The organism is Roseateles terrae (genome assembly GCF_014192155.1).
GTDB lineage: Bacteria > Pseudomonadota > Gammaproteobacteria > Burkholderiales > Burkholderiaceae_C > Roseateles > Roseateles terrae.
This window is the reverse complement of sequence record NZ_JACHXO010000001.1, coordinates 500,494-521,710: the sequence shown is the minus strand read 5'-3', so window position 1 is coordinate 521,710 and position 21,217 is coordinate 500,494. Positions and strand designations below refer to the sequence as shown.

The following is a 21,217-nucleotide window of genomic DNA, read 5'->3' as shown; positions in this document are numbered from 1 at the left end:
GGGAGGCGGCCGCTGGCCGCGGCGCGATCAGTCCCGCAGGATGCGGGCCAGCGCCTCGGCCAGTTCCGCCCGGTTGTAGGGCTTCGGCAGCAAGGGCCAGGACCAGTCCGCGGCGCCCTGCAGCAAGTCCGCCGAAAAGCCCGAGGTGAGCAGGATCTTCATGTCCGGCCAGGCCTCCTGCACCTGACGCGCCAGCTCCGTGCCCCGCATGCCCGCGCCCAGCGCCACATCGCTGAGCAGACAAGCCGGCAGCATCTCCTGTTTCTCTCGCAGCTCCTGCAGCCAGGCCAGCGCTTCTTCGCCGCTGGCACAGGCCGTGACGCCACAGCCCAGGTCCTTCAGGAACCGGCGGGCCACCAGGCGCACCTCCGCATCATCTTCCACCAGCAGTACCCGCGTACCGGGCGCCAGCTCGCTGGTCGCCGGGAGTTCGGCGCGTGCTTCCAGCGCCTCCGCCGGTGGCTGCGGCAGCACGATGCTGAGTACCGTGCCCAGCCCGGCCTCGCTGTCGATCAGCACGGTGCCCTGCGACTGACGCGCGAAGCCGTAGACCGTGCTCAGGCCCAGGCCCGTGCCACGCCCCGCCTGCTTGGTGGTGAAGAACGGCTCAAAAGCGCGTTCCTTGACCGCTTCCGGCATGCCGGTGCCGGTGTCCCGGATGGCGATGCAGACATAACCGGGGCCCGGGTCCTGGGGATCCAGTTCCAGCTGCTCCCGGAGTTCGGGGGTGAGTTGCGGCAGCGGCGCTGCCGAGAAGACCAGATCGCCGCCGCCGGGCATCGCATCCCGCGCATTGATGGCGATGTTGAGCACCGCCGATTCAAGCTGACTGGCATCCGCCAGCACATCCGGGCAGCCGTCCGCCACGTCGACATGAATGCGGATGCGCTGGTCCAGCGTGCGTCGCAGCATGTCCGCGAGGGAGCGCAGCAAGGCTTCCACATCGACGGCGGTCGGTTGCAGCACTTGACGGCGTGAGAAGGCCAGCAGCTTGCCGGTCAGGTCGGCGCCGCGCCGGGAGGCCCGAGTCGCCGCCGCGACCAGTTGAGGCGCCAAGGTGTCGCCGCCCACCGCAGGCAGGTCGGCAAGCACCTGGAGGTTGCCCTGGATGACGGTCAGCAGATTGTTGAAGTCATGCGCGATGCCGCCGGTGAGTTGCCCCACCGCTTCCAGGCGCTGGGAATGGCTCAGCGCCTCCTCGGTCTGCGCCCGTTGCAGGCAGGTGCCCAGCAGGTTCGCCACCGACTCCATGAACCGCAGTTCGGCATCTCCAAAGCGGCGGTCCAGGCCGGACCACACGGTCAGTGCCCCCACCACCTTGCCGCGGTCGGAGACTGGCACCGACAGCAGCGACAGGCGCCCCAGGCGCAATGCATGCTCCACCGGGAATCGCTGCTCCTGCCGCAGGTCTTCCACCATCAAGGGCTCGGACCGGGTCAGCACCAGGCCCTCCGGCGAATCGGCGCGCCATTCGGTGCTGGCGCCCAGGCGCTCACCCGCGCCCAGCCCCACCCCGCCGGCCAGGCGCAGCAAGGTGCGGCCCGGGTCCAGCAGGTGCAGCATGGCGGTGCGTAGTTCCAGGGCCTCCGCCGCAATGGCCGGCGCCTGAGCCAGGATGTCCTGCGGATCGCGGGCATCCACCGCGAGCTTGCCAAGCTGCGCCAGATGCTCACTGCAACGGGCGCGTTGCAGAGCCTGGCGAACCCGCGGATATTCCCCGATGCCCCGCACGGACGCCATCACATACGGCAGCCCATGGGCCTGCAGCGGGCTGAGCGCGATCTCCACCATGACTTCGGAGCCGTCACGGCGCTTGGCCACGAGGTCCATCTGCGTACCCATCGGACGAGCGCGCGGGGCGTGGCCGTAGCGCTCCCGGAACTCCGCATGGCGGGGACGGATGCTGTCCGGCACCAGCGCTTCGATGTGCAGACCGGCCAGCGTGCCTGGCTCATACCCCATCAAACGCTCGGCGGACGGACTGGCCAGCAAGATCTCGCCCGCCGCATCCACCAGCAGGATCCCATCAGGAGACGCCACGAACAGCGATCGGAAGACGGTGGTGGCATCGATGCCGGGAGGCAGCGGCGCCGAGTCCAGTGGCTCGTTCACCGATCCACTCATGGCGCGGCCCGGGTGGTGGTCACGCGCGGGACGAACAGGTAGCCAGCGCCCCGGATCGATTTGATCCACTTGCCGTCATTGGCATCGGTCCCGAGCTTGCGGCGCAGGCGGCCGACCTGCACGTCGATCGTGCGGTCAAAAGGCGACGACTCCCGGCCCCGGGTGTGTTCCAGCAGAAAGTCCCGCGACAGCACCCGCCCGGGGTGCTGGGCAAAGGTCAGCAGCAGATCGAATTCGCCGGTGGTGAGCATGACTTCTTCGCCGGCCTGATCATTCAGGCGCCGGGCGGCCACGTCCAGCGACCAGCCTTCGAAGTGCATCAGTTCGCGGTCGTCGACATCATCCGGCGGCACCGGCTGGGGCGCAGACGGTGCCGCAGCAGCAGGCGCCGGTGCGGCGGCCGGTTCGGCCTGCAGACGCCGCAGCACCGCCTTGACCCGGGCGACCAGTTCGCGCAGGTCAAACGGCTTGGTGACATAGTCGTCCGCACCGATCTCCAGTCCGACCACCTTGTCCACCGCATCCCCGCGACCGGTGACGATCACCAGCCCGCAGCGCCAATGCTCCCGCAACTGCCGGGCAATGGCGAAACCGTCTTCGCCCGGCAGCCCCAGGTCCAGCAGCACCAGGTGCGGCGGATCGCTCGCCATCAGGTCCATCAGGGCCCGGCCGCTGTGCAGCTGCGTCGTGCGGAACCCATGCGTACCGAGGTAACCCGCCAGCAGCAGGGTGATGTCGGGCTCATCGTCCAGGACGGCGATGTGCGTGGGAACCGGCGCGCCGGCGGACGGGGAAGCAGGGAAGGAACCAGTCAAGGACATGGGCGCACGCGCGCAATAGTTCAGAGGGATTCTAGGGGGGAGCGACGGGGGATCATGCCCTCCAAGGTCTGGAGCAGGCGATCCAGGTCGATCGGTTTGACCATGTGTTCGTCGAACCCGGTGGCGAGCGCCTTGTCCCGGTCGGAAGACTGTCCATAGCCGGTCAGGGCGATCAGCCGCGGCGCCCGGTCCGGCATGCCGGCGCGGATCAGTGCAGCCAGTTCATAACCGTCGATCACCGGCATGCCGATGTCCAGCACCGCCACATCAAAGGCCTGTTCCGCCAGCAGCCCCAGCACCTCCTGCGGCAAGGTGGTGGTGACCACGTCGTAGCCGCTGTAGCGCAGCGCCAGGCTGAGCGTTTCGGCGGCATCGCGGTTGTCGTCCACCACCAGCACACGGCCCGACGATTCCTGGCCGGCGGACGGGGCGCTCACCGCCGGCGTGGCGGGCGCTTCCGCCGACGCTCGCACGGCGGGCAGCAGAACGCGGAACCGGGCCCCCTGCCCCACGCCATCGCTGTAGGCCTCCACCCGACCACCATGCAGATCCACCAGCTGCTTGACGATGGCCAGGCCAATGCCCAGGCCGCCCTTGGCCCGGTCCAGGGTGGTGGAGCCCTGCTCGAAAAGGTCGAAGATGCGCGGCAGCAGGTCGGCGTCGATGCCGGCGCCGTTGTCGCTGACTTCGATCAAGACCTCCTGCGCGCCCAGAAGCTCGGCGCGGATGCCCACCTGCCCATGCACCGGCGTGTATTTGGCGGCATTGCTGAGCAGGTTCACCAGCACCTGGCGAAGGCGGCCCGGATCACCCATCAGCTGCACATCGGGCGGCACCTCGAAGCGGGTGCTGAGCAGTTGCTGCCGCTCCTCCAGCAACGGACTGACGCCTTCGATGGCGTCGGTCAGCAGCGCCTCGACCAGCACCGGCTGGCGACTCAGTTCCACCTTGCCGCGGGTGATGCGGGTGATGTCCAGTAGATCATCCACCAGCTTGGACAAATGACCCACCTGACGTTCGATGATCTGATGCTCCCGGCCCAAGCCATCACTGCGCATCTTGATGAGGTGCAGTGCCGTCGAAATCGGCGCCAGCGGATTGCGCAGCTCATGCCCCAGCATCGCGAGGAACTCGTCCTTGGCCCGTGCGGCCCGCTCGCGTTCCTGGTCCAGCCGGGCCGCATGCAAACCGGTCCCCGCCAGGGTGGCGGCGGCCCGCATGAAGGCGCTCTGATGCAGAGACGGGAAGTCGCCGCGGGAGGATCCGAACCACAGGCCGCCAAAGCGCCCGGCCGGCCCCAGATGCAGCCGCACCACGCGCAAGGTGCCCAGCGGGGATGGCAAGGCCACCGGATCTTCCGGGCCTTCGTCGATCTGAAGGCAGGTGTTGATGAAGCCGTCCCAGGCGTCTTCGGCGTCCACTTGCACGCCGCCGACATACAGCCAGGTCGAGGGTTCGGTGCCCGCGGACAACGGCGCCCGGACCAGGCACACGGCGGTGCTGACAATGCTGTTCACCGCTTCGGTGGTGAGTTGCAGCACCGTCGCCGCATCACGGCCCACCCAGAGCGCCGGCAGCGCCAGCAGGCCCATCAGGTCCCGCAGCGCTTCGTCGGCCGCAGACGTGGGCCGACCGGTATCTACATGCAAGGCACGCATTGGAAGTTCAGGTCAACGTCAGCCGCACGGACGGTGCGGCGTTGGCAGGATCTTGGCCGCGGCGGGCAGCGAGCTCTCTCAGCATCTGCGCCGGCGGGGTGTAGAAAGGGTTTTCCCGCAGGGCCCCGCCGATCAGGGTGAGCGGATGGGTGCGCAGCAGGTCCATCATCATCGCGCCATCCAGCGTCGCGATGTCGTAGACGCAGATCGCGGGCTGTTGGTGGCGGGACAACACTTCGTTGACCTCCGCCTCATAGGCAATGACTTCGGACCGGTCCACCCCCGGCTGAACGATCCAGTCCATCTGGCCCATGACCCGCACGGGCACCGAGCCGGGGGCATTGGCTTCACGGGCGACCTGCTCGATCAGCGTCAGCACGCGTTGCCGATCAAACTGCCCGCCGTCGAGATAGGCGTGATGCCAGGGCATCATGACCAGTTGCCCGCAGGCTTCGCATCCGGGCACGTCCATGCCGCCCGCAGCCAGATGGGCCCGGTGTGTCGGCATGCTGTCCCCCTCGACCAGATGAAGGTTGCGCTCGCCCAGCCGCACGCCGTCCCGGTAAAAAGAACCCAGCACCTGATGTTCTTCCTCCCGACTGTTGAAAAACGCGCAGACATGGAAATGGCGCAGGCGGCTGCCCGCCAGCCTCAGGCGTGAGTCGTCCGCCGCGTCACTGGCGGTGGGTACGGGCTGTCGCTGGTCCTGGCCTGTTGTCATCGTTCCTCCGCTGTAGACCCCGGGCATGATGTTAGCCTTGCCGGGAGGCCTCTCGTGCGAGAGGTAACGCCGCATTTTCAAAGAACTGACCGTCCAGGAGTCTTGCATGGAACCCAGCGTCCATCCTTTTGCCGAACTTTTCGATCAACTCGGGCTTCCGTCCTCCGAATCCGAGATTCAGTCCTTCATTGACGAGCATCGTCCGCTCCCGAACGGTGTGAAGATCACCGAAGCGCCCTTCTGGACTCCGTCCCAGTCCCGGCTGCTGAAAGATCTTCTGCTGGAAGACGCCGACTGGGCCGAAGTGGTGGACCAATTGAACCTGGCGCTACACTGAGCGGCCCCCGGGTGGTTGGGTGTTGAGGACGCCGAACCGCCCGCGTCACAGAGGCCGCCAAAGCAGCGGCGTCGAATCGCAGGCCCGGTTCGTCCTCAGCCGGGCCGCCTGCCGTCCCCGGGAGGGGTGTCATGCCTACGGTTCCTTCTTTGCCGCCGTGGCCCGCCGTCGAGATGGCCGGCCGCCGATTCTGGTGGAGCCCCCTGCTCGCCTTGAGCGTGGTGGTGGTGTTTGCAGGCTTCATGATCTGGAACATCGCGACGCAGCTGTCCGCCATCCAGACCATTCCACAGGCGCAGCGCTACGAGCTGCGGGCCGTGCCTCCGGATGATCCCGAGGCGCTCCGATTCGACGGGTCACTGCTGGACAGCGAGGTTGATGCGTCGATGCCGATCGTCGATCACCAGGAGGGGCCATCTCAACTGCGCAAGGCGCGTCTGGTCATCGATCTTGACCCTTACCTGGAGCCGGGCGACAGCTACGACGACACGCGGGAAGGCAACCGCGAAATCCACCTGCGCGGGCCCGCCAAGGCCATTCTGATCAGCCAGGCGGTGCATGGGGTGGATGTCTACCTCAACGGGGTCTGGCTGGATGGCTTCCCGCGCTCCACCGCGGCAGACCGATTCATGTGGTTTCGCCCGATCATGGTGCCTCTACCGGTCAAGCTGTTGCGGCCCCAGGGCCCGAATCATCTGACCATCGACTACACCAGCTGGGAACCCCACCTGACCTTCTCGCCGGTCTACATCGGGAAGACCGGCCAGGTCGCGTTCATCACCGAGGTGCTGGACTTCATCGGCGGCTCCCTGGCCGACGCCAGCAAGGCCTTTTGTCTGCTCACCGGCCTGTTCATGGTGGGCATCTGGGCGGTCAACCGGCATGACGATACCTTCGGGCTGATCGGTGCGGTGGCGCTCTTCTGGGCGACGGTCTACACCCTGTCGCTGTGGGTGCATCTGCCGCCTGCGTGGCGGGATGCCTGGTTGTGGAGCTTTTACGCCTGCACCGGCGCGCTGAATGCGCTGACCATCCTGTTTGTGCTGCGTTTCATCCAGGAGCCGCTGACCCGGCCGATGGCGGTGCTGGTCACTCTCTCCTCCTCGGCGGCGGCGGTGGTGTCACCGTTTCTGGGCAGCCGCGGCGAGGTGCATCTGGCCCATGTGTGGATCTGGCTGATGCTGCCGGTGCAGCTCTGGGTGCTGTGGAGACTGGCGCTGTATGTGCGCCGCACCCGCAGCGGTCCGGCGATGATCCTGCTCGGGCAGATGGGCGTGGCCGCCCTGCTGATCTTCCACGACTTTCATGTGATGGCCCATCGCATCGGGCCGCTGAGCAACGCGTCGCCAGGATCACTCCTGCGTCTGATCGGCACACCCATGTACCTCACGCATCTGGCCTTGCCGCCGCTGCTGATCGTGATGGCGCGGGTCCACTTGATGAAGTATGGGCAGAGTACCGAGCGGGTCCGGGAAGCCAACCGGATCCTGGCGGACAGCCTGCGCCGGCGCGAGCTGGAACTGACGCTGGCTTACGACCGCCAGAGCACGCTGGAACGACGGGAGGCCGCGCAGGAAGAGCGCGAACGCTTGTACCGCGAGCTGCACGATGGCATCGGTTCGCGGCTGGTGACGACGCTGTTTTCGGTACGCGACGGCCATGTCAATGCGGCACAGCTGGAGCAGAACCTGCTGGACCTGCTGCAAGGCGTTCGGGCACTGGTGTCCAACAGCCCGCAGCGGGAGGAGCGGGAGTTCCAGAACATCCTGTTCGACTACTGTGTCAGCCTCGACTCCCTGCTGAGCGGCAAGAACTTCCAGCTGGAGTACGACGTGCCGTCCGAACATGAGTTCGTCATGCTGGACGACGGTGCACGGGACCTGCTGCGGGTGGTCGAAGAAACGGTGGCCAATACGCTGAAATATGCCAATGCCACCCGGGTTTCGATCCGCATGACGCAGACCGATACCGGCATGCATTTGCGCATCACTGACAACGGACAATCCTCGCTGTCCGACGCACTGCCTCAGCGTCCGGCCTTCGGCACCTCGACCGGCATGGGGCTGACGCACATGCGGCAGCGCGTGGAGCAGCTGGGCGGGCAGTTCCACTTCGAGCTGACGGACACCGGCGCGGTCACCTGCGTCACACTGCCGCTGGTGCGGGGGGCTGAGCAGCCCTCCGCCGAAGGGAGCGATGGAGGGAGCCATGACCGCGGCACCGGTGACAGCGCGACCGGAACCCCCGATCTCAACGCTGATACTTGAGCGTCTTGAGGTAATGGGCCGGGCTGCACAGCCGGCGTAGAAACAGCCAGACGGAGGCTTCGACCGCGTCACGGTCGTGCGCGCCACTTCGGCACAGCAGGGAGCGTTGGTAGACCTCCACCTGGTCCCGCACCGCCTTGGCCCACTGCTGCTGATGGCCGTGACACGCCGTGCGGCGCAGGATCTCCAGCCAGGCGGCGAGTACGCCGGCATTCAGCGCCTTCACCAGCGTCACCAAAGACGTCGGCTCTTCCTGGCGCGGCCCGACATACAGGCGGTGCAGCAGCTGCAGACGCATCACCAGGGCAGGATCCGCCGAGATGGCTACCGCCATGCCCTGCGCCGACACCCGGTTGGCCTGTAGCAGCTGCACCCGCCGCAGGACGGCGGGGTCGCAGCCGGGCAATGCCGGCACGATCAATTCCAGCGGCGAGGCAATGAACGGCCCTTGCAGCCGGGTCACCACCAGATGCTCCAGTTGCTGGTATCCGCCCATTGACTGCACACCGCAGCCGATCACTTCCAGCCCCTCGGCCTCCGCCCGCGCGACGAGCGCATTGAGTGCGTCCGGCGGCGTGCGGTCCAGGTGGAGCCGCACCGTCTCGGCGTAGGGCGCCAGCAGCCAGCGCGGGTCATCGGTGCGGGTCACACCGTCGATGCTGAAGCGCACACCGCCGGCGCGCAGCTGTGCCACCCGCATCAGCACCTGGGTGCTGATGGTGAGGTCCGACTGCAGCAGCACGGCGCCGATGTCCGGCGTCACCGCCTGCGCGATCGGCGACAACAGCGCAGCTTCGTCCATCGCCACCAGCAGCTGGCCTTTGGGAAGACTGTTGGCGGCATACCCGTCCAGCAAGGCGTTGGCGAGCGCCGCGCTGACGCGGTCCAGAGCATCGATCTTCGCCGAGGACTGCAGCATGCTGTCGCGACGGAAGAGCAGATCCCGGGCGTGCACACGCCCGCAGTCGTCGGCGATGTCGTGCAGTGCGAACCGGCGCTCGGCGGTCTGGCCGAGGGTGCCCGGTGGAGCGGCCACCGGATCCCGCCGCTGCGCCGCAGGCGCGATGCCTGCGAAGGCGTCGTCCATGGCCATCGTCGGCGGCGAGTCCATCACCGCGAGCCGGCTGTCGGCCAGGGTCGGCCAGGACGGATGCCGGAACATCTGCAAAGTCTGGGGCAAGCGCGGGGACATGGCGGGATGGAACATGAACGTCTCCTAGGGCGTCTCGCAGACCGGAGGGCGCGAGGGGTGGGGTCGCCAGCCGCCGGAAGGCGGCTGACGGAGTCAGGGGTGCGTGTCGTCAGGGGTGCGCGGCGTCAGATCACGGGTGCCAGCGGCACCGGCAGGGAGGCACTGGCACTGAGCGCCGCTCCATTGCCAAGGGCGGACACCCACAGCGCCTCGGTGCTGCTGTAGGCGTGTGCATCGCTGGGGTCGGACGGACGCCTTGCATCGGTGGGCTCCGTTGCGGGCGCGGTCGCCTGCGTCGTGGGCACCTCCCAGGCGACGGCTTCCGTGGTCGCGCCATTGCCGGCGGCGTCGGTCAGCACCGCACGGAAGAGGTAGCTTCCGGCCGGCACGGCCTCGGCATGCGCCGCGACCGGCAACCAGGTCTGGCCCTGATCGAGTGACACCTGATAGTCGAGCGTGTCCGGCGTCTCGGGGCCGGTCCATTGCAGACCCAGACTGCCGCCAGGTCCGGCGTTCAGCGACAGGCTTCCCGCATCGGGAGCCGTGGTGTCGATGGTCACCGTGATCGGACGCCCCACACTGCTGTTGCCGGCCAGGTCGGTCACTTCCGCGCGGAATTGATACACCCCATCGGCAAGGTCCTGTTGGACGGCCGCTGTGTCCGCCCAGGTCTCACCGCCATCCGAGGACCGGGCGTAGCGGACCGTCGCGCCCGTCTCCAGCGTGGGAAGGGCCAAGGTGAAGCTGGTGTCACTGGTGATGCTGTCGCCAAATGCACCGGTGTCGTCGAAGTCGGACAGGAGGATCGGACCGGCGGCGGGGGCGTCCCGGTCGACCACTACCCGGATCATGTTGCTTGAGCCCCCGACGCCCGAAGGTTCGTAGGAGATGGCTCGGAAGAAATAGGTGCCCGACGGAAGATCCTGCGCCGGCCCGGTGGGCGACCAGCCCCCGGTGCGGATGTCCGAGATCTCATAGACGGTGAAGGTGCCCTCCGGCTCATTCTGGATGGCCAAGGTGAACGCACCGTCCTGGGTGATGACGTCCTTGTTGTTGCTGCCGGTATCGTCCAGGTCCTGGAGCACCAGGGTGCCGCCTGCCGGCGGCTGGGAACTGACGTTCACGCGGATGGTGCGGGTGGTGTAGGTCTGGCCCTGGTCGTCGGTGACGATGGCCCGGTAGAGATACGGGTAGTCCAGCGGCGTCTGTTGCTCGGTGGTGGCGACCCAGTGGCCGCCGTCGTCCGTACTGAGCTGCCACTGAATGTCGGTCACCGGCCCATCGGGAATGTGGACCAGGGTGAATTCGTTGTCAGACGAATGATGGTCGAAGGCGTACCAGCCGCGGTCGGTATAGCCTGACAGCGTGATCGTTCCGGCGCCAGGCTGGCGGGTGTCGACCACCAGCGCCAGGATGTTGGAATAGCTGAAATTCCCCGCCGCGTCCTGGAAACCGGCCCGGCATTCATAACGGCCGTCCAGCATGTCGGTGCCGGAGCCGCTGGCGGGCTTCCATTCCGTCGTACCCGCTTCACGCATGAAGTAGAACGTCCGCGCGCCCGGATCGAGATGGCTGAGGATGAATTGATAGCTGCCGTCGGTGGTGAGATAGCCGTTGGCTGGATCGCCCTCAATAGCTTCCATCGTGGTGAAGATCTGAGGGGCGGGAGGCGGTGTGCGGTCCACCGTCAGCGTGACAGGCGCCAGGGCGGTTTCGTTGCCCGCAGCGTCCTGCAGGAAGGCGCGGAAGCTGTAGTGGCCTTCCGGCAGGCCGCGAACGGCGCTGGTGACTGCGGTCCAGGTCGCGCCTCCGTCTGAAGACTGCTCATAACGCGCAGTGACACCGGCCGCCAGTGGCAGCTTGAGGTTGACATCGCCGGTGCTGCTGAGCGCGGACATGGCTTCCCAGCCCTGCGCCCCGACCTTGCGCAGTTGCAAGGTCACCGGCGCGGGCGGCTCGGTGTCGACCGTCACCGTCTGAGGGGCAGTGAAGCTCTGGTTGCCGGCGGCATCGGTGACCACGCCGCGGAACTGGTACTGACCGTCCATCAAGCTGGGGAGCGCATCGAGGGTGCGGTGCCAGGTTTGCCCCTGGTCCACCGACACCTGGTAGGCGACGGCAGCGCCTGCCTCCACGCCGTTCATCGCGAGTTGCACTTCGCCCCGCGTGGGGGCGCCCAACACCACCAGTTCGGCCACGGCGGGCGCCTGGCTGTCGATGGTCAGGGAGACGGCGGGCGTCGTGCTCGCCCCGCCGGCATTGCTGACCACCGCCTGAACGAGGTACTGACCCTCCGGCCAGGGGGCGGTCGGATCGGTGACCACCTCCCAGGTGTTGCCGCCGTCGGGCGAGCGCTCGATCCGGACAGAGGCGTCGGGCTCCGCGCCATCAACCCGGAGGTTCACGGTGGGGTCCGCGGTGATGCGGTCGAGAGCGCTGGCGCCGGTGTCGTTGGGGAGCTGGATCACCAGTTGGCCGGCCCGCGGCGGCGGGGGCAAGGCGGCTTGGCCGCTGTCGGGGTCCGGGTGGGCTGGCTGAGCGGGCTCGGCGGCGTCGCTGGGAGGCGCTGCCGGGGGGGGCGTGGGGGTCGTCGGCGTGGCGGGTGTCTGGGGGGATGTGGGCGGGGGCGTGATCGCGACATCGCCGCCGGTCGGTGACTGCCCGGCCGAAGAGGCGTCGGACGACGATCCGCCGCCGGCCAGCATGGCGATGCCCGCCACGCCAGCGCCGCTGAACAAACCAAACAAGGGCACACCGAGCCCGCGGTCGTTGTCTTCTGTCTCGGTGGTCGTCGCTTGCGGCGCTGCGGCGTCCTCGTCAGCAGCTGCCGGGGCGGCGGTGAACGCCTCGGGCGTCGCGCCGGCCTCGGCTGCGCCGTCAGCGCCCGAGTCTTGCCCGCCGGGTGGGGAGTCCGTGACCCCCTGTGCGGCGTCGCCGTCGAGCGCTTCTTGCTCGCGCTTGCGGCTCAGGGCCGAACCGCGCGGAGGCATGAGGGCGGCCGGCGCGGCAGAGGCGGCAGACGGGGCCGGACGGGAGGACGCAGTGTCGGAGCGGTGAATCATGGCGCTTCAGAAATTGGTGTCGCAATTGCGGCCCTTCATGGGGCCACAGCGGGGCCCCAAACTCTGAAACGTCGTCCATCACGGCGCAGATATACTCTGCGATATGAATCCGAACAGGAGAATGAACTGGCGATTTAATTAAATAGCGACAATTCAAGGATTCAGCGGCTGGGGCTATGGTCAAAATTCTATTCAGCCCCGCCCGCCATTTGGATAGCAATCCTTGACTACATAGCCAATGCAAATACCCAAGGATGGGTTCCAACTAGCAATAGTTTGCTATGTTTGTCAGTGAGCGCCCGGCAAGGCATGACGTTCACCGGCATGAACGGCACATGCACGCTCGCAGTCCCGGCAGGCGGCGGCACAGCGACGGCAATGCGCATGCTGATGCTGCTCGCACTCCTGCGCGCAGGCGTTGCAGATGTGCTGGCAGAGGGCGCAGAAATCGCCATGGTGGTCGGACTGCCGCAGCAGCACGTTCAGTGTGGCCTGGCAGATCGTGGCGCAGTCCAGTGACATCAAGGCGCAACGCTCCAGCGTACGGTCGCCCGAGCGGATGCATGCGTTGGCGCAGGCCTGGGTCTGTTCCAGGGCCGCCAGGCAGGCGGCCACACAGGCGGACAGGTCTTCGGTGGTGGCGGGGGTGGCGGCGGTGTTCATGGATCCTCCAAAAGTTGGGTGGCCTTCATCGGCAACTCCCATTCCCTGGGGAGACGGATCCAAGCTCTGCGGCGAAGAGGGGGACCGTTCTGCGTTGTAGCTAATGGTTCGAGGGGGCTGCACTGCCCGTTGAGGCTGACAATTTCGGGACGCACCTGCAATCTTTTGCTAGTCCCCGCCGCACTTGTCCGGTGAAACCTCAAATCTTTGCATTTAACTAGCATTTTGATGCTATTGGCGGCTGACTCTCAGGCCATCGAAACTCTCATCACACCCCAGCCAAAGAGTTTCGCCATGACAACCCGCCAATTCGCAAACCCCACCGAAGATACTGCACATACTCAGTACCCGCTGATTCAAACCCGCTGGCTTCCATGTTTGCTGGTGGGAGGACTGATGGCAGTCCCCGGCCTGGGTTATGGGAGTAGCGATCCGGTCACCACCGCAGTCGCCGAACCCGCCACTTCTGCGCTGACTGCCGCAGTCACGTCGGACCCGGTGTCGAAAGAAGCCTCTGACAGCGACGACCACGCAAGCCGCTGGGGTCTGCAGATGGACGACTTCATTGCGTCCGCCCTCACCGCTGCCCCGGTCCTGGATCGCGCCCGCGCTTCGCTGGCGGCCGCCGAACTGGGCGTGACGGCTGCCAAGTGGCAGTTCGGCCCCACCCCCAGCCTGAGCATCGAATCCACCACCAAAGGTCAGTTTGTGAAGGTGTTGCGGGTGCAGCAACCGCTCTATACCGGTGGCGGGCTGACGGCCAACCTGCGCTCCGCCCACATCGCGGTGCACAGCAGCCAGCAGGAAATGGCCGCTGCCCGCCGCCAGCTGAAGATCAATCTGGTGAGCACCTGGGCGGACTGGGTGAAGTCCAGCCAGCGGGCGGCCAGCCTGGAGCAACTCACCCGTCAGCACGAAACCCTGCTGGCAATGATCCAGCGCCGCACCAACGCCGGCACGGCCACCAATGCCGATGCGGCCCTGGCAGCGGCCCGCCTGAGTGCCGTCCAGACCGAATGGACACAGGCCCGCATGGAATCGGACCTGCAACGCCAGCAGCTGCAGCGTCTGTCGCACCATCCGGTGCCGCCGTCGCTGATGCATGCGCTGGATGGCCGGACGCCGGCCGCTCCGACCCTGGCCCAGATGCTGAACAGCATCCAGCTGTCTCCGGACATGGGCCTGGCCCGCGCCGGCGTGGACCAGGCGCATCAGGAACTGGCCCGCTCCAAGGCGAGCCTGATGCCGACGCTGAGCCTGCGATTCGACCGGCAGACGGGCGCGGTGCGGGACACCCGCATCGGCCTGGTCCTGCAGTCCGGTCTCACCAACGGTCTGGGCAGCTTTGCCGGCATCGACGCCGCCCGCAGCCGCATCCAGGCGGCAGAAGCCGCCGTGGCAGCCACCGAAGAGGACCTGTTCAACCGCTACCACCTTGAGTTCACCCGCTACGCCTCGGCCGATGCATCCGCCAGCGCCGCCATGGGCACCGCCGCCAGCAGCGATCAGGTGCTCGCCTCGTATCAGCGGCAGTTCGCAGCGGGCAAACGCGCATGGCTGGACCTGCTGAACATGGTTCGCGAGAACCACGCCACGCGCCAGTCGCAGCACGACGCTGCCGTGGAAGCACGGGCCAGCCTCTATCGCCTGCGCATCCTGATGGACACGTCTTCGCAGTGAGCGACGCGGCGTCCGTCGGACCCCTGTCCCGGCTGTCGCCGCTGCCGCCCTCCCCCTTCAAGGCCGCCCCGGCCCCTGATCGTCACGACTCCCCAGAAAGGTGATCCCCATGTCCTGGTTCTTCTCCTCGCGGCGCAAAGCCACCGCCGACACCCCGCAGGACACTGCCGCCCTGGTGCAGTGCCTCCATCAGTGGATGCGACTCAAGGGCCGTGCCGTGCCGGTGGACCGCATCCGCCAGCAACTGCTCTCGCTCGGCGATGCCGGCCTCCATGGCGTCGCCGGGGCCCGTCGACTGGCGGATCAACTGGAAGACAAGGCGCGTTTTGTCCTGCTGGACACGCCCCAGCAGTCGGCGCTGCCGCTGCTGACGCACCATGCAGAGCACGGCTGGCTGGTGATCACGGCGCGCACGGTCGAAGGCCTGTGGCGCTGCACCGACGCCCAGGGCACCCGCCGCGAACTGGTGATGACGGACTGCGCCTGCCTGCACGCGATTGAAGACCACGGCGGTGAGCGTCACGAAGTGCGAAGCGCTCGCGGCCTCATGCTGGGACAGCTGCGCGGCAGCTGGCCCACCCTCACCGAAGCGGCGGGACTGTCGCTGGTGCTGGCCGCCGTCAGCATCTGCGTGAGCTTTTACACCATGCAGGTCTATGACCGCGTGATTCCCAGCCAGGGTCTGCAGACGCTGTGGGTGCTGACGCTGGGCGTCGGCCTGGCGGTCGCCCTGGAATGGCTGCTGCGCCTGGCCCGTGCCGGCCTGCTCGAGCCGCGGCTCAAGCATCTGGACGTGGCCATTTCCAAGGCGCTGATGAAGCGGCTCAACAGCATCCGGATGGATCAGCGGCCGGGTTCGGTCGGCACGCTGGCCTCGCAGATCCAGAGCTTTGAATCGATTCGGACCATTCTGTCCACCTCCACCCTCTTCCTGCTCTTTGACCTGCCGCTGGCACTGCTGTTTGCGCTGGTCATCGCCGCGGTGGGCGGCCTGTGGCTGGCCCTGCCGGCGGTCGTCCTGTTCGGAATGACGCTGCTGACCGGCCTGCTGCGGGCCCGCCGGATCGCCCGGCTGAGTGCAGCCAACCAGACGGGCGGCAACGCCAAGACGGGCTTGCTGGTGGAAGCCATCGAAGGCGCGGAAGCCATCAAGGGCATGGGCGCGGGCTGGCGTTTCGAGGCCCGCTGGGCGGGTCTGTCCGACGCCAATGCCGTGCAGAGCCTGGCCCTCAAGCATGAGACCGACGCCGCTGGTTACCTGGCCGCCGGCCTGCAGCAGGTGAGCTACGTCGCCCTGATCTGCATTGGCGCGGTCCTGGCGGTGGACGGCCAGATCACGCAGGGCGCGATCGTCGCCTGCTCCATCCTGTCCGGCCGCGTGCTCGCTCCGATGGCGAGCATTCCGGGTCTGCTGGTGCAACTGGGCAACGCCCTCACCTCGATGAAGGCCCTGGACGCCATCTTTGCACTGGAAACCGACAACCATGACGTGGCCCGCCCCCTGGTGCCGGAAGATGCCGACGGCGACTTCGTCTTCGACGAGGTGGAACTGGCTTATCCGGGTCAGAAGCAAGGCATCCGCGTGGGTAACCTGCGGGTGAAGTCCGGCGAGAAGGTTGCCATTCTGGGCACCGTGGGCGCCGGCAAATCCACCCTGCTCTCGCTGGCCTGCGGCCTGACCCGCCCCACCCGCGGCACCGTCTCCTTCGGCGGCGTGGACCAGCAGCAGGTGCATGCCGGCTGGCGCGGCGAACACATGGCCTACTGCCCGCAACAGGCCTGGCTGTTCTCCGGCACCCTGCGCGACAACCTGGCTTTTGGCCTGACCGATGTGAGCGATGAACAGATCATCGATGCAGCGCGCAAGACCGGTCTGCTGCCCCTGATCGCCCAGCATCCCCTCGGCCTGGACCGCAAGCTGTCTGAGGGGGGTCGAGGGCTCTCCGGCGGGCAACGCCAGCTGGTCATGCTGACCCGCCTGCTGCTGGCCCAGCGCCGTCACTGGCTGCTGGACGAGCCGACCGCCAGCATGGACGACGGCATGGAAATGGCCACCATCGCCCAGCTCAAGGCCGCGCTGAAGCCGGAGACCACGCTCTTCCTCGTGACGCACCGCCTGTCGCTGCTGGCCCTGGTGGACCGGGTCATCGTGATGACGCCCACGGGCATCCAGATGGACGGACCGCGAGATGAAGTGCTGGCACGGCTGCGTCAGCGGCCGGGCACACCCGCGGCGGCTGGCGCCCCCACCGGACCCTCGCCCCATTCTTCGATCCACGTCCCGGGGGGAGTCCGTGTCCCCGGCGCCGTCAAGCCGGCCAAGGTGACGGTGTCCTCACCCGCCGCCCCCGGTGCCGCCGCTTCCGCCGCGACCACAGCAGCCCTCGCCTCCGCCGCGTCGGTGACCGCTGTCGCCCGCGCCACCCCGACTGCCCCCACCGCGGCCTGAGCCGCCTCCAGGAGATCCTCATGAAAGACTCTTCCTTCACCCATCACAACCTGCGTCGCATCCGTCTGACCGTGTTCGGCGTGGTGGCCCTCCTTGGCGCCGGCGTCTACTGGGCCTCCCGCGCGAGCATTGATGAGGTGACTCGCACAACGGGCAAGGTCATGGCATCCTCCCGAACACAAGTCATCCAGGCGGCCGATGGAGGCATCGTGGAAAAGATCTTCGTCCGGGAGGGGGAGACGGTGAAACAGGGGGACCTGCTGGTGCAACTGGATGACACCAAGTCCCGCGCTGCGCTGGCGGAAGCCAGCCAGAAGTCGGCGGCCCTGCAGGCGTCTCTCTCCCGACTGCGCGCAGAGACCCTGGGTACCCCCTACCGGCCGCGCGCCCAGACCAGCTTCGACACCCTCCAGGGCCGCCTGTATGAGCGCCGGACCACCGCCCTGAGGGAAGATCTGGCCGTGCTGGAACAGTCGGCCCGGCTGGCGGCCGAGGAAGTGCGGCTGAATGAACCGCTGTACAGGGCCGGGGACATCAGCGCCGCCGAATTCCTGCGCCTGCAGCGCACCGCGAACGAAGCCGCCGGCCAGGTCACCACCCGCCGCAACAAGTTCCTGCAGGACGCGCAGGCGGAACTCGCCAAGGCAGAAGAAGACCTGTCGTCGGTTCATCAGCAATTGCAGGACCGTCGGGGCATGGTGGAACACACCCAGCTGCGTGCACCGCAGGACGGCATCGTGAACCTGATCACCCAGACCACCGTCGGCGCGGTGCTGCGGCCGGGTGACGAAATCATGCAGCTGCTCCCCACCGGGGACGACCTGATCATCGAATGCCGACTGAAGGCGTCGGACATCGGTTTTGTGCGGCCTGGCATGCAAGCGACGATCAAGCTCGATGCTTTTGACTACAGCATCTATGGAAGTCTGCAAGGGGAAGTCACTTACATCAGCCCGGACGCGCTGACCGAGCGCACGCCGCAAGGGGTGGAAGTGCCGTACTACCGCACTCACATCCGCATCAGCGGCCATCGCTTCAAGGGCGCGCTGGCCGACACCATCAAGGTGCAGCCCGGCATGACTGCCAACGCGGAAATCATCACCGGAAAGCACACGGTTCTGGACTACTTGCTCAAACCGGTCAAGAAAACGCTGTCTGAGTCGCTGGGGGAACGCTGACAGTCATGCACATGAAGGTGGTTCCCCCCACTGACAGGCACTTGATCCGTGCAGGGCGGGTGGACCCCGCCTCCCTGTCTGCCACAACCCCGACCCTACAAGAGGGACTCTCATGACCATTTCCGTCACCATCATTGAAGACGACGCCAATGTGCTTCAGCGCCTGATCGACGTTGTGTCGGCCAGCAGCGCCTGTCAGATCGTCGGTATCGGACGCAACCGCGGCGAAGCGGTGTCCGCCATCCTGGCCAACCGCGCCGACATCTACCTGGTCGATCTGGGGCTGCCCGATGTCGATGGCATTGACCTGATCAAGCTGATCAAGGAGAAGTGTCCGGATGCGCACAGCATTGTGGTGAGCACCTTCGGGGACTCGAAGCACGTCATGCGCAGCCTGCGGGCGGGTGCCAGCGGCTATCTGCTGAAGGAAGAGATCCAGCCGTCGCTGATCGAGAAGATCATCGCCACCCACAACGGCCATGCGCCGCTGAGCCCTGCCGTGTCGCGGCTGGTGCTGGAGAAGCTGGAAAGCCTGGAAACCGGCGTCAAGCCGAAGGTGGACCGCACCCAGAAGCTCAAGGAGCTGGGCCTGGGCCAGCGGGAGTGGAGCGTACTGAACCTGCTGATCGAAGGGTTGCCCATCGTGGACATCGGCAACCGCCTGTCGATTTCGCGGTTCACCGTCAACCAGCATCTGCGCTCCATCTATCGCAAGCTGAATGTGAACTCCCGCGCGATGGCCACCAGCGTGGCCCGGATGCATGGGTTGGTGGATGACTGAATAACGCAGCTCCGGGAGCAGCGACCCCCCCACCTGCAAAGGTCGGGGGTTTTTTCATGGCACGGTATGGCTAGCGGATTCGCGCGTACACGCATGTGTTGCGCAGCTGGCCCTCCGGCGTGACCCGTTCATGGCGCAGGATTCCTTCCAGCTGCAGTCCGACCCGCTCACACACAGCACGGCTGGGGGTATTGGCCTCGTCCGGCAGCGCTTCGATGCGGCGGGCACCCAGCGCTTCCAGCGCATACTGCACCAGCGCTTCGCAGGCTTCCGCCGCGTACCCTTGCCGGGTGCGGCTGGAGCGACACCAGAACCCCAGCTCAAACTTCGGGAGTTCCCACTGGATGGTGTGCAGGCTGCAATTGACGACCAATTGCCCTTGCGCGTCAAAGGCCAGGTAGGTCAAGGCGGTACGCAGCGTCCAGGCGGCGTCGCTTTGCCGGCAGAACGCTTCGGAGGCGTCCACCGACGGAGCCTGCAGGGCCCAGGGCAGCGACGCAGGCCAGGCACGCAGAGCCTCCAGGGACTCCACCACCGCCGCATGCACGGCCGGCCCGTCGCCGGCACGGGGCGGACGGAGCACCAGTCGGTCCGTCCGCAGTTCTGAATCGATCGCTCGAGGACTCCCCACAGTCACGCCCCTCCCCCTGCTTGAGCAGGTGATGTTAGCCGCCATAAAAAGACGCCAGGGGCCCTGTCGGGCCACCTGGCGTCAGCGGCTGGTGGATCTGCGCGGCTCAGAAGGTCTGGACCCGATACCGGTAACGGCTGAACAGCTGCTCACGGCGTTCCGCGGCTTCGGTCGGTCCGGCTGCCAGCAGTTGGGCCCGGTCAGCCGCCAGCTCGCGGGACAGGCGCGCCACCGCCTCCTGCCCACGCACATGCTGGGCCGCGATCAGCCACTGGGTGAGCCAGCCGGTCAGCACCGGCCGAGGCAGGCTGTCGATGACCTGGGCCAGGTCCCGAGACAGCAGCGCTTGATGGGGCGCATGCAGCGCCTGCAGGCGCAGCAGCCGGGCGACCAGGGCGGGGTCTGATTCTGCAATCACGGAGAGGGCCTCCGCCGCCATCCCCTGGGCCGCCAGCTGCTGCATCAGGCCCAGCGTGCGGGAGTGGCAGCCGGGCAAGGCCGGCACCGAGCGGACCATCGGCCGCTGCACGGCGTAGCCTTGAAACAGGCGGACGCCCAGGGCGGACAGTTCGGCGATGACTTCCGGCGTCTCCACCTTCTCCGCCACCACCGTCAACCCGGCGGCGCGGGCCATGCTGATCAGCGGCACCAAGGCGCCCGGCCGCACTGCCTGGACGTCAATCTTGACGCTTTCGACGTATTCGGCCAGCACCCAACGCGGGTCCTCCGTCGTTTCCACGTCGTCCAGCGAAAAGCGGTAGCCGCGCCGATGGAGGTCCTGGACCCGACGCTGCACCTCAGCGGTCGGCACGATGGTCTCCAGGATTTCGATCACGCCCAGGTCCGGCGTCATCACTTCGGCCATGGGACTGAGGAGGAAGCGCTCGTCCATGTTGACATAGAGCGTACCGACCGGCTCCTCCGAGCCGCCGGTGAGCAGTTGCCCGTCTATCAGCGCATGGCACAGGGCCGATGCGGTCGCGTAGGCGCCCAGGGTGGGCATCACTGGCTGGTCGGAGCTGTTCCAGCGGAAGAGCAGTTCATGGCCGACGCGCCGGCCACTCACATCCACAATGGGCTGAAGGGCGAAGCGCAGGTGGGCGGTGGCGTGTTCGCGGTCGGCGGCAGGAATCGCGGGCGCCGAACGGCTGCAGACGCCAGCGGCAGCCCCGGTATCGGCCGCGTTGGCGACGGGGGCGCGCCGCAGGTCCGCAGCGGCGGAAGGCACGGGGCGCGCGACCGATCGAGGATGGGCTACTGCGCCATAGGCCAGCAGTGCGGCCCGGCCGCGGCGCTCACTCGGCGGCGAGGTCGACACTTGCGAACGGCACGACGGGGGCAGTCCCAGGGGCGAGGTCGACACCGCCCGGTCCACCGTGTTGGCGTGCAAGGGTGCATGTGTCGCCGACACGCAGATGGACGGATTCACCGAGACGGACACTGCGAGCGAGATCGACGCAGCGTGGGGCTGCAGCAGCGGCATCACCGGGGTGCAGTCGATGTCCGTCACGATGTCGGTGCTTGCGTTGGTGTTTGTGTCGTTGTGGGTGTTGGCGGCCGCGCTGGCGAGGGACGACGGCAGTTGTCGTGCTGACCGGGAGAATTCTTCCTTCCACATGATGCTGGCCTTCCTGTTGAGTACTGACCTCCATG

At 67.1% G+C, this 21,217-nt stretch carries 15 protein-coding genes; 6 read left to right on the top strand and 9 right to left on the bottom strand.

Going from position 1 to position 21,217, the window contains the following annotated elements; genetic code table 11:
• Window positions 1–27 precede the first annotated feature (27 nt).
• Genes FHS28_RS02190 through FHS28_RS02175 form a run of 4 tightly spaced genes read right to left on the bottom strand, consistent with a single transcriptional unit; the run spans window position 28 to window position 5,324 of the window.
• Window positions 28–2,112 carry a PAS domain S-box protein gene (locus FHS28_RS02190; protein WP_310736726.1) on the bottom strand — a complete coding sequence of 695 codons (2,085 nt, stop codon included), beginning with the start codon at window positions 2,110–2,112 and terminating at the stop codon, window positions 28–30.
• A gap of 8 nt (window positions 2,113–2,120) precedes the next feature.
• The gene (locus tag FHS28_RS02185) at window positions 2,121–2,945 is read right to left on the bottom strand and encodes a winged helix-turn-helix domain-containing protein (protein WP_088449296.1); all 825 of its coding nucleotides are present in this window, start codon (window positions 2,943–2,945) and stop codon (window positions 2,121–2,123) included.
• Window positions 2,946–2,965: 20 nt separating this feature from the next.
• A complete protein-coding gene (locus FHS28_RS02180) occupies window positions 2,966–4,603 on the bottom strand; it encodes a hybrid sensor histidine kinase/response regulator (RefSeq protein ID WP_088449297.1) in 1,638 nt (545 codons plus the stop codon).
• A gap of 7 nt (window positions 4,604–4,610) precedes the next feature.
• Window positions 4,611–5,324 carry an MEDS domain-containing protein gene (locus FHS28_RS02175; protein WP_088449298.1) on the bottom strand — a complete coding sequence of 238 codons (714 nt, stop codon included), beginning with the start codon at window positions 5,322–5,324 and terminating at the stop codon, window positions 4,611–4,613.
• A gap of 106 nt (window positions 5,325–5,430) precedes the next feature.
• On the opposite strand from FHS28_RS02175, the gene FHS28_RS02170 reads away from it, so the two are divergent.
• Both FHS28_RS02170 and FHS28_RS02165 read left to right on the top strand, forming a co-directional pair.
• Window positions 5,431–5,661 (top strand): DUF2789 domain-containing protein, encoded by a 231-nt coding sequence (locus tag FHS28_RS02170; protein WP_088449299.1) that lies wholly within the window; start codon window positions 5,431–5,433, stop codon window positions 5,659–5,661.
• 131 nt (window positions 5,662–5,792) lie between these two features.
• Window positions 5,793–7,928 (top strand): sensor histidine kinase, encoded by a 2,136-nt coding sequence (locus tag FHS28_RS02165; protein WP_088449300.1) that lies wholly within the window; start codon window positions 5,793–5,795, stop codon window positions 7,926–7,928.
• Here the strand turns inward: FHS28_RS02165 and FHS28_RS02160 are convergent.
• The 3 genes from FHS28_RS02160 to FHS28_RS02150 form a co-directional block, all read right to left on the bottom strand.
• On the bottom strand, window positions 7,912–9,135 hold the full coding sequence (locus tag FHS28_RS02160) for a hypothetical protein (RefSeq protein WP_088449301.1): 1,224 nt from the start codon (window positions 9,133–9,135) through the stop codon (window positions 7,912–7,914). The genes FHS28_RS02165 and FHS28_RS02160 overlap by 17 nt on opposite strands.
• A 110-nt stretch (window positions 9,136–9,245) precedes the next feature.
• On the bottom strand, window positions 9,246–12,182 hold the full coding sequence (locus FHS28_RS02155) for an Ig-like domain-containing protein (RefSeq protein WP_088449302.1): 2,937 nt from the start codon (window positions 12,180–12,182) through the stop codon (window positions 9,246–9,248).
• Window positions 12,183–12,470: 288 nt separating this feature from the next.
• Window positions 12,471–12,845, bottom strand: coding sequence for a four-helix bundle copper-binding protein (locus FHS28_RS02150; protein ID WP_088449303.1), 375 nt, complete (start codon window positions 12,843–12,845; stop codon window positions 12,471–12,473).
• A gap of 396 nt (window positions 12,846–13,241) precedes the next feature.
• Here FHS28_RS02150 and FHS28_RS02145 point away from each other — a divergent pair, with 396 nt between their 5' ends.
• The 4 genes from FHS28_RS02145 (at window position 13,242) to FHS28_RS02130 (ending at window position 18,933) form a co-directional block, all read left to right on the top strand.
• Window positions 13,242–14,525 carry a TolC family protein gene (locus FHS28_RS02145; RefSeq protein WP_184294013.1) on the top strand — a complete coding sequence of 428 codons (1,284 nt, stop codon included), beginning with the start codon at window positions 13,242–13,244 and terminating at the stop codon, window positions 14,523–14,525.
• 109 nt (window positions 14,526–14,634) lie between these two features.
• Window positions 14,635–16,974, top strand: a complete 2,340-nt coding sequence (locus FHS28_RS24425; protein WP_088449305.1) for an ATP-binding cassette domain-containing protein — start codon at window positions 14,635–14,637, stop codon at window positions 16,972–16,974.
• Window positions 16,975–16,994: 20 nt separating this feature from the next.
• Complete coding sequence (locus FHS28_RS02135; protein ID WP_088449306.1) at window positions 16,995–18,152, top strand: beta-barrel domain-containing protein; 1,158 nt, start codon at window positions 16,995–16,997, stop codon at window positions 18,150–18,152.
• A 112-nt stretch (window positions 18,153–18,264) separates the two neighbouring features.
• On the top strand, window positions 18,265–18,933 hold the full coding sequence (locus FHS28_RS02130) for a response regulator (protein ID WP_088449307.1): 669 nt from the start codon (window positions 18,265–18,267) through the stop codon (window positions 18,931–18,933).
• A gap of 70 nt (window positions 18,934–19,003) precedes the next feature.
• Here the strand turns inward: FHS28_RS02130 and FHS28_RS02125 are convergent, their stop codons facing one another.
• A complete protein-coding gene (locus FHS28_RS02125; protein ID WP_221193668.1) occupies window positions 19,004–19,516 on the bottom strand; it encodes a GNAT family N-acetyltransferase in 513 nt (170 codons plus the stop codon).
• A gap of 154 nt (window positions 19,517–19,670) precedes the next feature.
• On the bottom strand, window positions 19,671–21,182 hold the full coding sequence (locus tag FHS28_RS02120; RefSeq protein ID WP_184294011.1) for an EAL and HDOD domain-containing protein: 1,512 nt from the start codon (window positions 21,180–21,182) through the stop codon (window positions 19,671–19,673).
• Between the last annotated feature and the right edge of the window lie 35 nt (window positions 21,183–21,217).